The organism is uncultured Mucilaginibacter sp. (assembly GCF_903913935.1).
Classification (GTDB): Bacteria; Bacteroidota; Bacteroidia; order Sphingobacteriales; family Sphingobacteriaceae; genus Mucilaginibacter.
The window spans coordinates 1-12,184 of the sequence record NZ_CAIWNH010000185.1 but is presented as its reverse complement, the minus strand read 5'-3'; the positions used below and the strand labels follow the sequence as shown (position 1 = coordinate 12,184).

Here is a 12,184-nt window from a genome sequence, read left to right as displayed (position 1 = left end):
TGCTTTTGCAGGCCTTTATCCTGGATCAGCCTGATGATGCGTGGCTGCGGGTAAACTAAAACGCCCTCTTTTTCTAATTGCTCAAGCGCGTCAACGTTTACCTTTTCAATTTCAATCGTCACCATATCGGCCTTTTTACCGAAATTATAAACCGTTTCGTAGTCACTTAATGAGCCCACTACAAACTCATCGCAAAGTTTGCGGCAAGGCGCTTCCCGGTCAGGGTCCAGCACTTTAACCGTTACGTTATAATTAATCGCCTGTTGTATCAGCATTCGGCCCAACTGGCCGCCGCCTAATATTCCTAGTTTTAGATCTCCGTAGAATGCTTTCATTGATGATGTGCAAATCTGCAAATGTGCAAATGTGCAGATGTGCAGATGTGCAAATGTGCGGATTTTTTTGATGTTTGGATATGCAAATGTGTGGATGTTCAGTTTTTTTGATATTTAAACTGGTAGATGTGCCCAAATACAAACAGCTTTTAGTATATGGGCTCTTTGATTTTGCACATCTGTAATCTGCATATCATTTACGTAACAATTTCATTGTTTTTATACAATTTTCCAAAAAATGGCTTGTTCATATTTTAGAAAATTATTTTTTTTGGTATATATGCCAAAGGGAATATAAACGTTAAACTAACAATTAAATTATTAAATTTTAACTGAACAAAGTATGATTAAGAAGTCAATTTTAATGGTAATAGCGGTATTAGCTATCGGTTTTTATTCAAACAGGGCGTTTGCCCAGGCGGCTGCAACAGCCCCAACAGGCGATCTGGTGGTAACTTTGTCCGGCAACGCTGATTACAATGTTACAGCTGCGCTGTTAAGGGCAGCAAACCTTGGTACAACATTAAAGGGAGCAGGTCCATACACCATTATTGCACCAAGCAATATTGCTTTGGCCGCTTTGCCAGCAGGTAAGCTGGATAGCTTAATGGCGGATCCGGCAAAGCTTGCTGCAGTGTTAAAGGGACATGTGATTGTTGGAAAGTTTGACAAAGCCGAATTGATTAAAACGCTTGGCAGCGGAACACCGACATTACCGACCATAGACGGCAATAAGCTAACCTTGTCTGTAACTGATAAACATCTTACTTTTACTGACGCACTGGGTAACCATGCTAAAGTGATTGCCTTTGATATTTTAGGTACAAACGGCGTTGTTATTGGAATCGACGGCGTGCTAACCAAATAGCTTTTTTTGACAATACTACAGGGCCGGTTTAATTTTAAGCCGGGCTTTTTTTGTCGCTGATAAAAGGTAAAAAACGTGACTATAAAATTTAAATGCGGATTACTACTATGATTACCTGAGGGGCAAATTAAATACTGGAGGGTTTAAGTGAATACACAATATCCTTACGGTTAGCCTCTTTTTCAAGTAATTCTTTTTCAAGTGATTGATCCCTGATAAATCCACTTTTTTCCAAAAGGCTTTTTGACCTTGCGTTCCCGCTGTGTGTGTAGGCAATAATTTGTTTAAAGCCAGCCGTGTCAAACCCAAAAGAAATAACTTTTGATAACGCCTCCCGCATCAACCCTTTTCCCTGGAAGTCGGGTGATAATTCGTAACCTACTTCGGCACTTTCGTTTTCTTCGTTAAAATTCCAAAGGCAAATAGTTCCGATTAAGCCCGGGTAGCCGGTTAACGAAATTACCCAGTAATACCATCCTTTTTTTAGTCCGTCATTGATCTTCCTAATAAATGCTGCTGCCTCTTCATTAGTCATTGATTTTGGCCTGTTAAAGTATTGATTGACCCGGACATCGGATCTTAAGTTTACCAGCTCGGCGGCGTCACCCTCAACTAATTCTCTTAAGATGAGGCGCCCGGTTGTTAAGGCTGGGAATTGGGTTAAATATTGCTTTGGTTCATTCATGTGTGGCATATGCAGCAAACAATTTTTGCTTTAGAGGCTTATAAGTTAAAGCAAATATAAATATGAGCAATCAATCAAATGATGATATTTCGGGATTTGAAAAAATAAGCAACACCATAACCACCTATAGCGGTAGTTCGCCGGTTTTTTTGGCTGCTGTCGGGGTGATTTTGCTTTGGGCCGTTAGTGGTCCGGTTTTTCATTTTTCAAATACGTGGCTGCTGATAGTTAATACGGGCACTTCTATTATAACTTTCCTGATGGTTTTTTTGATCCAAAAATCACAAAATAAAGAGTCTATCGCGGTACAGTTAAAATTAAATGAGCTGATAGCAGCCAATAACGGCGCCAGTAACCGGTTACTCAATATCCAGGATTTGAGTGAGGAACAATTGAAAACCCTTTATGAGCACTATCGAACTTTGGTTGAACTGACCCAAAAAGCAAAATCAAACACGCAAAGTCATTCCATTGAAGACGCTATTGAATCCGCCGAGGAGGATATAAAAAACGACTTCCTGAGGAATAAAAACAACTAATAAAGTGCCTATTTCATGTATTTGTTTAAGAATGACATCAAGTCGCGTTTGATAAAATCGGTATCAAACATTACGCCATAATGAGGCGCGCCAGGAACGATTGTTAGCTGGTTAGCCACATGCGCGCTTTTTAACCGGTTACTTAGCAAGATAGATTGATCAGGGTTAACAAATTCGTCTTTTTCACCCTGGACGATAAAAAAAGGCGGGTCCTTTTTATCAATATAAGTTATCGGGCTGGCCTTTTTGGCCAATTCGGGCTTTTCGGCAACGGTGCCACCCAGCAGTAACGTTATAGGGTTTTTAGGATCCGGGCTGTCGTGGCCTTTCAGCGTTAAAAAATCCGAAGGCCCGTAAAAATCCAAAACTACTGTGATTTTGAATTGGGGTTTTTTGCCATTATAGTAAAAGGATTTCTCTAAATTGTTATTCGATAACCCGATTAATGACGCCAGGTGGCCGCCCGTAGAAAACCCGATGAGCGCGATCCTGCTTTCATCAATGCTGTATTGTGCTGCATTATCATATAAATACTCTATAGCGCGGTTGCAATCCTGTATTTGCGCGGGGAAGGGAGCTGTTGTGCTATGGCGGTAATCAATGGAAGCCAATACATAGCCTGCGTTTAAAAACGCTTTGATGGTATTGGTCATATAGCCCATATCGGCATGTTTATCATTCGACATCCATGCGCCTCCGTGGATCCATACAATTAAGGGATAGCCCAGGCTTTTCACCGGTGGCATATAAATATCAAGCGTATGCTTTTTTAGTGTATCGTTGGCATACGGAATATTCTCGAGTACCGAGGTGCCGGCCGGGAAGATCTCTTTATTAGCGGCGGTTTGGGCGCCGGCAAAATGGGAAATAAGTAAAAAAAAGATGACGGGTAGGGGAAACGTTTTCTTCATGATAGTTAAAAAGATGAATTAACTGGTATGGCTTTTAATGCTATTATAGGTATGACTTTTATGTTATAATCACCGCTGCGAAAAATCGCAGGAGTTACACAGCCTCGGGGCTTCCTGCTTTTGCTGAATTCCGGGCACCCAGCAAGCTTTCACGTTCGATCTTCTTCTGGAGTTCCAGGATGGCGCCGATAAGTGATTCAGGGCGGGGCGGGCACCCTTGCACATACACATCAACAGGGATCACCCGGTCCACTCCCTTAACCACATGATAGCCATGTTGCCAGTAAGGCCCGCCGCAGTTGGAGCAGGAGCCCATAGAGATCACGTATTTGGGTTCGGGCATTTGCTCGTAAAGCCGTTTAATGCGTTCCGCCATTTTAAAAGTTACCGTACCTGCAATGATGATCACATCAGCCTGCCGGGCTGAGGGGCGCGGAAAAACGCCAAAACGGTCGAGGTCGTAAGTGCTGGCAAAGCCGCCCATCAGTTCAATTGCGCAGCAGGCGATGCCAAAACTCAGTGGCCATAAGGATGACAACCTTGCCCAGTTGAGCAGATCATCAATTTTGGTGACTACCACACCACCGCTTTCGCTGCTTAATTCGTTACTCATTGCCGGATTTTTTAAAAGTTGGTTTAAACATTGGTTTTCTTACCGGAGGGGCAGTTGCAGTTGCAGCGTCATTTTGGACTGTTTCGGAAACGGATTGCTCAACGGTAAATGCTTTTACTTTGTAAGCGCTTTGTTCTTCGTTTAGCTTATCATAAAGGGTCGACGGGATATTAGTTCCGGAGATGGGCCTGATTGGGTCGGGTTTTATCCAGTTCAAATCGCCCTTAACCCAAACATAGGCCAGGCCGAGTATCAGGATGCCCAGGAATACAAACATTTCAATCAATGACAATACACTCCAGCGCGGATCGGCCTCATTTAAAGTATGACTGCCAAACACTATTGCCCAGGGAAAAATGAATACCATTTCAACATCAAAAAGCAAAAAAACCAGTGCGATGACGTAAAAGCGGGTATTGAATGGCAGCCATGCATTGCCGGTAGGTTCTTCGCCACATTCGTATGAGGTGAGCTTTTCGGGATTGGGTTTATTGGGGGCTATGAGGCGGGTAATAAAAAAGGTAAAGCCCACCATAATTATACCTGTAATAAGAAAGATAAGTATCTTGCCAAATTCTGATATTTGCGGAACACCTGCCATGACAGCAAAAATAAACAAACTAACCCATTTTGATGCAATAATTATTGGCGGCGGCGCCTGTGGTTTAATGTGCGCCGTACAGGCAGGCTTTTTAGGCAAGCGTACGCTGGTATTGGAAAAAAACGATAAACCGGGGGCAAAGATCCTGATCAGCGGCGGAGGGAGGTGTAATTATACCAACCTGTATGCTACGCCACAGCAGTTTATATCGCAGAACGAACATTTTTGTAAATCGACCCTGTCACAATGGACGGTTGAAGATACCATCAGTTTTTTTGAAACTTATGGTATTGTTGGCAAAGAAAAAACGCTGGGGCAACTCTTTCCGGAGAGTGATAAAGCCAGGGACGTGGTAAAAGTGTTTACCGATTTATGCGATGACCTGGACCAGGAAATTATTTGTAATGCCGATGTTAAGGGTGTAGAAAAGGTGGAGGATAGTTTCATTGTTTCTGTCGAAATTGACGGTATTACAGAAGATATATTGGTTTCAAAAGTAGTCATCGCCTCAGGCGGGCTACCCATACCCAAAATGGGGGCCACTGATTTTGGCTTACGGACTGCACGTAAATTTGAACTGAAGATAAACGATACTGCGCCGGCGCTGGTGCCGCTAACCATAACCGGAAAAGACCAGCCCTGGTTTGAACAGCTATCAGGCAATAGCATCTTTTGCCGGGTTTGGAACGACAGGGCCAGTTTTGAGGAAAATATCCTGTTTACCCATTGGGGCCTGAGCGGGCCGGCCATCCTGCAGATCTCTTCTTACTGGCGACCCGGCGAATATATTTATATCGATCTGCTTCCCAATCAAAATATCGCTGAACTGATTCAGCAGGAACGGGAAGCCAATGGTAAAAAAATGTTACTGGCTTACCTTGCTGGTTTATATACCCGTAAATTTGCAGAGGCTTTAAGCGACAGGCTGCCAGTTGAGAAGAACCTGGCTTCCCTGACAAAAGCAGATATCGAAAATATCAACAGCCTGATCCATGAGTTTAAAGTGAAACCGGCAGGTGATAAGGGCTATGATAAAGCAGAAGTAATGCGGGGCGGTGTATCCACAGATGAACTTTCGTCAAAAACGCTCGAAGCTAAAAAAGTCCGTGGCTTATATTTCGGCGGCGAGTGCGTTGATGTTACCGGCTGGTTGGGTGGCTACAATTTTCAATGGGCCTGGGCCAGCGGGTTTGTGATAGCTGGGAGCTTGTAGTTCATGGTTCATAGTTCATAGTAGGATTTGCAGCTGCCATGAACTATGATCCATGAACTATGAACCCTTTTTCACCTGCTTAAAGTACGCTATCAGCCTGTCAACGTTTTCGAGTATATAAACTTTGGCGTGTATTTTATCAACAATGTCGGGGTAATCGCCCATCATGTCGCACATAATGTCCTCAAAGTTTTTATCATTAAGGCGCTTCACATTCGCGGTATTACTGCCGTAATAATAAACCAGTTTTTGGTAGGTTCCGCCCCCGCTACCGCCTATTGGGATAGATACACCGCCTCCAACACCGGCCCCCACACCGCCGCTTCCCACGCCTGCCCCGATGCCCGGCTCCACGCTAAAGCCACTGCCAGCGCCGCCGGTTTTTACACCGCCTGCTGCATAAAGTTTAATATCTTCATCTAATACAACCCGTACAAAGTCAAAATCATTATGCGCCCAGGTTTCATTATCAGGTGCGTGGGCCACAACAAAACTATCACGGGCGATAACAAACGATTTTAAATCACTGGCGCTTAGCTTGAAGGGTTCGGCTTTTTTGTCTTCTTTAAATTCAATAAAAGCTTCGCCCCTGATGGGCGCTTTGCCTGAGCCAAAACGTAGCAAACCTGTTTCAATATTGCCCTTAATGTCAGTAAAGTGACCTGGCTGCCATTTTTGGCCGTATGATTTTGCTGATACAATGGTCAGTATGAAAAATAAAATGATTAAAATTGAGCGCATAATAATTGAAACACAAATAACGCATTTTTAGCCTGTTTAATATGATGAATGTTGATTTACGCAGTGATACAGTTACCAAACCCACACCGGGAATGATGGAAGCTATGATGAACGCGAAAGTTGGGGATGATGTCTTTGGCGAGGATGAGACTATCAATGCACTGGAACAAAAAACTGCTGATCTATTTGGTATGGCAGCCGGGATCTTCTGCCCTTCAGGCACGATGACTAACCAGATCGGCATCAAATGTTTTACCCAGCCACTGGATGAACTGATTGCCGATCAAACGGCGCATGTTTACCGTTATGAAGGTGGAGGCATCGCTTTTAATTCTTCGGTTTCAACCCGGCTTTTAAATGGATACAGGGGAATAATTACTGCCGAAATGATTGAGCCGGAGATCAACGCCATTAATGACCATTATCCGCGTACCAGTTTGGTTGTACTGGAGAATACGGTGAACAGGGGTGGCGGAAGCTGCTATACTTTAAATGACATCAAACCAATAGCAGACCTATGCAAGGCAAAGGGGCTGAAGTTGCACCTCGATGGTGCCCGTATATTTAACGCATTGGCTAAAACGGGCGATAAAGCTGCGGATTACGGCCAGTATTTCGATGGTATTTCTGTTTGTTTATCTAAGGGGCTTGGAGCCCCGGTGGGATCTGTATTCCTGGCAAGTAAAGAAACCATCAAATATGCCCGCAGGGTGCGCAAGGTTTTTGGCGGAGGAATGCGGCAGGCAGGCTTTTTAGCTGCCGCAGGCATCTACGCGCTGGATCATCATGTAGAACGTTTGAAAATAGATCACAGCCATGCCCAGATATTGGCCGAAGAACTCGCTAACTGCGGATGGGTAGCCAATGTATTACCCGCCGAGACTAATATCGTGCTATTTGATACGGTTGAACCTGCTGCCACAGTCTTAGATAAATTGGCTGCACATGGGATTCAGGCGCTGTCAACAGGTCTAAACCGGATCAGGTTTGTTTTGCATTTGGATGTGCATGCTGATCAGGTGGAGTACGTTGTTGAAGTCTTAAAGCATCTCGATTAGTTTATAGTTGATGGTTCATGAATCATAGTTCAAAGCCGTGCTTTACTATGAACTATGATCCATGAACCAAAATACTACTTCAACACCCTATCCGCTGATTGCCTTTCAACCATCCAGCCGGGGTATTCGCGCGGTAAGGCGCTCACCTCGTCTATTTTTTGAATATCGTCTGCGGAAAGTTCAACGGTTGTCGATTTGATATTGGCATTCAACTGATCCACCGTTTTTGCGCCTATAATGGTACTGGTAATGCCTTTTTGCAATCGTACCCAGGCAAGAGCAACCTCAGCAACAGAGGCATTATTTTTTTTGCCAATTTCGGTGATCACATCAATGATATCATAAGTTTTTTCTTTATTGATGGGAGGAAAATCGAAAGTTGCACGGCGTGAGCCTTCGGCTGTTTCAGCGTTGCGTGAATATTTACCACCCAGGAAACCGCCGGCCAATGGGCTCCAGGGCATAACCGCGAGGTTTTGGTCCGAGGCAAAGGGCAATATTTCCCGTTCTATATCGCGGCCTGCTAATGAGTAAAAATATTGCATGCCCACAAATTTGTTCCAGCCGTGTTTTTCGGCTATGCCCTGGCCTTTCATCACCATCCATGCCGGCCAGTTGCAAACAGCTACATAACGTACTTTACCTGTTAAAACGATGTCGTTGAGCGTACGCATGATCTCCTCAACGGGTGTTTTCGGATCGACCCCATGTACATACAGTACATCAACATGATCCATTTGCAGGCGCTGAAGGCTTTCATCAACTGATTGGAAAATATGATACCGGGAAAGGCCAACATTGTTGAGCCCTTCGCTCATACGACCTCGCACTTTGGTGGCAATTACCAGGTCGTGGCGGTTAATGCCGAGATCTTTTATTGATTGACCGAGGAGTTTTTCTGATTCGCCGTAAGAATAAACGTTGGCCGTATCAATAAAATTGATGCCGGAGTCAACAACTACTTTCATCAGGTCGTTTACTTCTTTTTGCTGCACTTTACCGATGGCTTCCCAATACCCTTTTCCGCCGAAGGTCATGGTGCCAAAACACAGTTCGGAAACCACCAGGCCGGTGTTTCCTAAAAAATTGTATTTCATAAGTTTGCTGGGTTTTGTTATAAATGTAAAGTTGGGGTTTTTATTGGGAACGGTTGGTCAGGTGAGGGTAAAAAAGAAAGGACACGAATGGTCAAGAATAAGAATATCGCATATCATAGCGAATAAAAAAGGAAGAGCTGCTAACATAAATGGCCGAGCTGATTTGATTGGTGGTATTCGAACTCATTCGTGAAAATTCGTGTATAACTCAATTAGTATCTTTCATATATTCCCATTCCCATACTTCACCGTCTTCAGGGTCAGTCACCTGCCCCAAAAGTTTGAAGTTGTTTTTACGGAGGATGCGTGCGGAAAAGTTTTCTTCGGGTAAGGTTCTGGCCGTTATGGTTAATGATGGGTCGGTTGCTAAAGCAAGGACAACCATTTTTTTTGCAATTTGGGTGCCAATACCTTTTTGCCAATATTGGGGAAAAACCCCATAGGCAATCTCGATCTTACCATCAACCGGTTTGCCTTTGTACCCTGCGCAACCAACCAGCTGGTTTTCCAGTTGGGCGTAATAACAGATCCAGGGCGGATTAAAGCCGATCCTTTTATAAAAATCAACTGACATGGTTACACTTTCAATACAATCCGGATCATCCGTAAATTCTTTGTTATCTTTAAGATGTTCGTTAACCGGGATGAGTACCATAGATGACTGGATGAAAATGAATATCAAATATAACAGATTCATTCGTCGAATTACGGTGGGTTTGATATAATTATACCAAAACCAGTTACCATAGGTTTTGGTATTATAGTTGTTAAAAACGGCTGCTTTTTACATCGGGGCTTGCATTTGTTATGGTCAGGTTTGGAACATTCGCCTGAATAAATTAATTTAGTTGACTAAAATCACAACGCTATGTTAATCAACCGACAAATTTTGGCTACGCTGGCTATTACATCTGTAATAACTGTTGTAGCACTAACCTCTATGGCGCCTCAACAGGAGAAGGGCGGGTTTATGAATGTAAAAGTATTGCCCAAGAACCTTACAGATAAGCAGTTGCATATGATTATGCGCGAATGGGCAGGATCCCTTGGCGTACGATGCGATTTTTGCCACGCCCCGAATGCTGAGGGTAAAGGACTGGATTTTGCCAGCGATGCCAAACCTGAAAAGGAAATGGCGCGGCACATGTTCAAGATGATGAACAAAATCAATCAGAAATTTTTTGAAGCGAAAAAAGATTCCCTTGGAATGATGGCCCATACAGGCATCAATTGCTATACCTGTCACCGCGGCGAATCTCACCCGGAAATAAAAGTCCCCGAAGGTAAAAGAGGTCCTGGCCCCGCCGGTCCAGGTCCGGGTGGTCCGGGTACTGGCGGTCCTGAAAATCATCAATAAAATAATAAGCACCCTGTAGCAAGCCACTGCAGGGTGTTTCACCTTGTTTGATTATGAACATCGAAGAAATAATAATACGGGATGCGCGCGAGGAAGACCTTGAGCCCATACTGGGTATTTACAACGATGTTATTATAAACACTACCGCCGTATACAGTGAAAAACCGCACTCACTGCAAATGCGTAAAGAATTGTACTACGAAAGGGTGAATAATAATTTCCCCGTGTATGTGGCTGAAGTTGCCGGGGAAATAGCTGGTTTTAGCAGTTTTGGCCATTTCAGGGCCTGGCCCTGTTACCGGTACACCGTAGAAGTATCTGTTTATGTGGACCGATCATTCAGGGGAAAGGGGATCAGCAAAATATTGTCGCTCGCTTTAATTGATCGGGCAAAAGCAATAAATATCCATGCCGTTATTGCTGGTATCAGCGCCGATAACGAGATCAGTATTCAGCTTCACCAGTCCCTTGGATTTAAAGAGGTGGCAAATTTTAAAGAAGTTGGTTACAAATTCGGCCGTTGGCTCGACCTTAAGTTTTTTGAGTTATTAATTGATAATAATCCTGGGCCTATTTTTTGATGGTCTTTTTAAGGTATTTGTTATACAAATACTCAGCATATCCAACGCTGATATAGTCAGGGAATTTCCAGTTGGGGAAATAAGTCCGTTTTAAGTATTTAATATAGCTAAAGAATAAAACTCCGATAAATAAAAATACGGCCAGAGCGAAAAGAATTTTAGCAAATAAAATTAAAGTATCCATGTGGTTTGCTTTTTTGAGTGTTTTACGACAACAATGTCTATATAGTTGCGGTTATTTTAATTTTGGTTAGAAAGATTTGTAGCGGAATTAAATTGGTTTGATAATTTACTGATAACCAGTTGTTAATACTGAGTATAAAGAAACCGCCTGATATTACTGCAATATCTTTGTTTTGTATTGCGGGTTTAAGCCCTTTAACTTTCCGGCTAATCCATTACATTTGTTTCTATGCAAAAAATTCTTGTTGCCAACCGCGGCGAAATAGCGTTAAGGGTAATGCGTTCCGCCCGCGAAATGGGTATTAAAACTGTTGCGGTTTATTCAGATGCTGATCGTGATGCGCTGCATGTTCGTTATGCTGATGAAGCGGTTCATATCGGCGAATCGCCTTCGGTAAAATCGTACCTTGTTGGAAAAAAGATTATTGCCGCATGTAAACAAACAGGGGCCCAGGCAATACATCCCGGCTATGGTTTTTTGAGCGAGAACGCAGCTTTTGCACGAATGGTTAGGGAAGCCGGGTTGATATTGATCGGCCCTTCGCCTGAGGCGATGGAAATAATGGGTAATAAACTTTCTGCTAAGGCGGCTGCTTTAAAATATGATATCCCGATGGTGCCAGGCACCGAAGAAGCGATTACCGATATTGAGGAAGCCAAACGCAGAGCCGTTGAAGTTGGGTTTCCTATCCTGATAAAGGCAGCGGCAGGTGGAGGCGGCAAAGGCATGCGGATAGTGGATACCGCAGCAGATTTTGAAGAACAAATGGCGTTGGCGGTATCAGAAGCAACCTCCGCTTTTGGCGATGGCTCCGTTTTTATTGAACGGTATGTTTCCTCTCCCCGTCACATCGAGATCCAGGTGCTTGGCGATACCCATGGCAATATAATTCATCTTTTTGAACGCGACTGCTCGGTGCAGCGCCGCCACCAGAAGGTAATTGAAGAGGCGCCATCATCAGTATTAACGCCGGAGATCAGGCAGCAAATGGGTAAATGTGCGGTAGATGTAGCCCGTTCGGTTAATTACACAGGAGCTGGCACGGTTGAGTTCATTATGGATGAACAACTGAATTTTTACTTTTTAGAAATGAACACCCGCCTGCAGGTAGAGCACCCGGTAACAGAACTGATCACCGGGATCGACCTGGTGAAAGAACAGATCCGGATAGCGAGGGGAGAAGCTATCAGCTTTAAACAGGAGGACCTGGAAATACAGGGCCATGCCATTGAACTACGGGTTTATGCGGAAGATCCGGATAATAATTTTTTGCCGGATATCGGCACACTGCAAACCTACGTTACCCCCAAGGGGCCGGGCGTTAGGGTGGATGATGGCTTTGAGCAGGGGATGGAGATCCCGATTTATTACGACCCGATGATCGCCAAACTGATCACGTAC

At 43.9% G+C, this 12,184-nt stretch carries 15 protein-coding genes and 1 pseudogene; 7 read left to right on the top strand and 9 right to left on the bottom strand.

What is annotated here, in order from left to right:
• Window positions 1-335 (bottom strand): annotated as a pseudogene (locus tag QZY09_RS06905) (5-(carboxyamino)imidazole ribonucleotide synthase); the annotation flags it as partial.
• A 343-nt stretch (window positions 336-678) separates the two neighbouring features.
• Between QZY09_RS06905 and QZY09_RS06900 the strand changes: the two are divergent.
• Window positions 679-1,203 carry a fasciclin domain-containing protein gene (locus QZY09_RS06900; protein ID WP_295670084.1) on the top strand — a complete coding sequence of 175 codons (525 nt, stop codon included), beginning with the start codon at window positions 679-681 and terminating at the stop codon, window positions 1,201-1,203.
• Between the two features lie 127 nt (window positions 1,204-1,330).
• Here QZY09_RS06900 and QZY09_RS06895 read toward each other — a convergent pair whose 3' ends face one another.
• Window positions 1,331-1,888: a GNAT family N-acetyltransferase gene (locus tag QZY09_RS06895; RefSeq protein WP_295670072.1), complete on the bottom strand. Its 558-nt coding sequence runs from the start codon at window positions 1,886-1,888 to the stop codon at window positions 1,331-1,333.
• Window positions 1,889-1,950: 62 nt separating this feature from the next.
• On the opposite strand from QZY09_RS06895, the gene QZY09_RS06890 reads away from it, so the two are divergent.
• The gene (locus QZY09_RS06890) at window positions 1,951-2,427 is read left to right on the top strand and encodes a low affinity iron permease family protein (protein WP_295670068.1); all 477 of its coding nucleotides are present in this window, start codon (window positions 1,951-1,953) and stop codon (window positions 2,425-2,427) included.
• 8 nt (window positions 2,428-2,435) lie between these two features.
• Here the strand turns inward: QZY09_RS06890 and QZY09_RS06885 are convergent, their stop codons facing one another.
• The 3 genes from QZY09_RS06885 to QZY09_RS06875 all read right to left on the bottom strand — a co-directional run bounded on the left by QZY09_RS06885 (window position 2,436) and on the right by QZY09_RS06875 (window position 4,552).
• Window positions 2,436-3,338: an alpha/beta hydrolase gene (locus tag QZY09_RS06885; protein WP_295670057.1), complete on the bottom strand. Its 903-nt coding sequence runs from the start codon at window positions 3,336-3,338 to the stop codon at window positions 2,436-2,438.
• A gap of 94 nt (window positions 3,339-3,432) precedes the next feature.
• Window positions 3,433-3,951 carry an NADH-quinone oxidoreductase subunit B gene (locus QZY09_RS06880; protein ID WP_295670054.1) on the bottom strand — a complete coding sequence of 173 codons (519 nt, stop codon included), beginning with the start codon at window positions 3,949-3,951 and terminating at the stop codon, window positions 3,433-3,435.
• On the bottom strand, window positions 3,944-4,552 hold the full coding sequence (locus QZY09_RS06875; RefSeq protein ID WP_295670042.1) for an NADH-quinone oxidoreductase subunit A: 609 nt from the start codon (window positions 4,550-4,552) through the stop codon (window positions 3,944-3,946). Before QZY09_RS06875 ends, QZY09_RS06880 begins: the two co-directional genes overlap by 8 nt.
• Between QZY09_RS06875 and QZY09_RS06870 the strand changes: the two genes are divergently transcribed.
• Window positions 4,551-5,765 (top strand): NAD(P)/FAD-dependent oxidoreductase, encoded by a 1,215-nt coding sequence (locus QZY09_RS06870; protein WP_295670039.1) that lies wholly within the window; start codon window positions 4,551-4,553, stop codon window positions 5,763-5,765. The two genes, QZY09_RS06875 and QZY09_RS06870, sit on opposite strands and share 2 nt — an antisense overlap.
• 57 nt (window positions 5,766-5,822) lie before the next feature.
• Here the strand turns inward: QZY09_RS06870 and QZY09_RS06865 are convergent, their stop codons facing one another.
• The gene (locus QZY09_RS06865; RefSeq protein ID WP_295670036.1) at window positions 5,823-6,506 is read right to left on the bottom strand and encodes a hypothetical protein; all 684 of its coding nucleotides are present in this window, start codon (window positions 6,504-6,506) and stop codon (window positions 5,823-5,825) included.
• 41 nt (window positions 6,507-6,547) lie between these two features.
• Between QZY09_RS06865 and QZY09_RS06860 the strand changes: the two genes are divergently transcribed.
• A complete protein-coding gene (locus tag QZY09_RS06860; protein WP_295670034.1) occupies window positions 6,548-7,564 on the top strand; it encodes a low specificity L-threonine aldolase in 1,017 nt (338 codons plus the stop codon).
• Between the two features lie 74 nt (window positions 7,565-7,638).
• On the opposite strand, the gene QZY09_RS06855 is transcribed toward QZY09_RS06860, so the two are convergent.
• Window positions 7,639-8,661, bottom strand: a complete 1,023-nt coding sequence (locus tag QZY09_RS06855; RefSeq protein ID WP_295670031.1) for an aldo/keto reductase — start codon at window positions 8,659-8,661, stop codon at window positions 7,639-7,641.
• Window positions 8,662-8,869: 208 nt separating this feature from the next.
• Window positions 8,870-9,358, bottom strand: coding sequence for a GNAT family protein (locus QZY09_RS06850; RefSeq protein WP_295670028.1), 489 nt, complete (start codon window positions 9,356-9,358; stop codon window positions 8,870-8,872).
• Between the two features lie 171 nt (window positions 9,359-9,529).
• Between QZY09_RS06850 and QZY09_RS06845 the strand changes: the two genes are divergently transcribed.
• Entirely contained in the window at window positions 9,530-10,018 is a 489-nt protein-coding gene (locus QZY09_RS06845) for a c-type cytochrome (RefSeq protein WP_295670026.1), read from the top strand.
• A 53-nt stretch (window positions 10,019-10,071) separates the two neighbouring features.
• The gene (locus tag QZY09_RS06840; protein ID WP_295670022.1) at window positions 10,072-10,599 is read left to right on the top strand and encodes a GNAT family N-acetyltransferase; all 528 of its coding nucleotides are present in this window, start codon (window positions 10,072-10,074) and stop codon (window positions 10,597-10,599) included.
• Here the strand turns inward: QZY09_RS06840 and QZY09_RS06835 are convergent.
• Entirely contained in the window at window positions 10,589-10,783 is a 195-nt protein-coding gene (locus QZY09_RS06835; protein ID WP_096351750.1) for a hypothetical protein, read from the bottom strand. The genes QZY09_RS06840 and QZY09_RS06835 overlap by 11 nt on opposite strands.
• A gap of 228 nt (window positions 10,784-11,011) precedes the next feature.
• On the opposite strand from QZY09_RS06835, the gene QZY09_RS06830 reads away from it, so the two are divergent.
• Window positions 11,012-12,184, top strand: a 1,173-nt coding sequence (locus QZY09_RS06830; RefSeq protein ID WP_295670015.1) for an acetyl/propionyl/methylcrotonyl-CoA carboxylase subunit alpha, incomplete at its 3' end; no start/stop codon positions are given.

What these genes read in the sequence shown, in the direction of transcription:
- QZY09_RS06900 (WP_295670084.1), top strand. Translation starts at nt 679, where the DNA reads ATGATTAAGAAGTCAATTTTAATGGTAATAGCGGTATTAGCTATCGGT.
- QZY09_RS06895 (WP_295670072.1), bottom strand. Translation starts at nt 1,888, where the DNA reads ATGAATGAACCAAAGCAATATTTAACCCAATTCCCAGCCTTAACAACC.
- QZY09_RS06890 (WP_295670068.1), top strand. Translation starts at nt 1,951, where the DNA reads ATGAGCAATCAATCAAATGATGATATTTCGGGATTTGAAAAAATAAGC.
- QZY09_RS06885 (WP_295670057.1), bottom strand. Translation starts at nt 3,338, where the DNA reads ATGAAGAAAACGTTTCCCCTACCCGTCATCTTTTTTTTACTTATTTCC.
- QZY09_RS06880 (WP_295670054.1), bottom strand. Translation starts at nt 3,951, where the DNA reads ATGAGTAACGAATTAAGCAGCGAAAGCGGTGGTGTGGTAGTCACCAAA.
- QZY09_RS06870 (WP_295670039.1), top strand. Translation starts at nt 4,551, where the DNA reads ATGACAGCAAAAATAAACAAACTAACCCATTTTGATGCAATAATTATT.
- QZY09_RS06875 (WP_295670042.1), bottom strand. Translation starts at nt 4,552, where the DNA reads ATGGCAGGTGTTCCGCAAATATCAGAATTTGGCAAGATACTTATCTTT.
- QZY09_RS06865 (WP_295670036.1), bottom strand. Translation starts at nt 6,506, where the DNA reads ATGCGCTCAATTTTAATCATTTTATTTTTCATACTGACCATTGTATCA.
- QZY09_RS06860 (WP_295670034.1), top strand. Translation starts at nt 6,548, where the DNA reads ATGATGAATGTTGATTTACGCAGTGATACAGTTACCAAACCCACACCG.
- QZY09_RS06855 (WP_295670031.1), bottom strand. Translation starts at nt 8,661, where the DNA reads ATGAAATACAATTTTTTAGGAAACACCGGCCTGGTGGTTTCCGAACTG.
- QZY09_RS06850 (WP_295670028.1), bottom strand. Translation starts at nt 9,358, where the DNA reads ATGAATCTGTTATATTTGATATTCATTTTCATCCAGTCATCTATGGTA.
- QZY09_RS06845 (WP_295670026.1), top strand. Translation starts at nt 9,530, where the DNA reads ATGTTAATCAACCGACAAATTTTGGCTACGCTGGCTATTACATCTGTA.
- QZY09_RS06840 (WP_295670022.1), top strand. Translation starts at nt 10,072, where the DNA reads ATGAACATCGAAGAAATAATAATACGGGATGCGCGCGAGGAAGACCTT.
- QZY09_RS06835 (WP_096351750.1), bottom strand. Translation starts at nt 10,783, where the DNA reads ATGGATACTTTAATTTTATTTGCTAAAATTCTTTTCGCTCTGGCCGTA.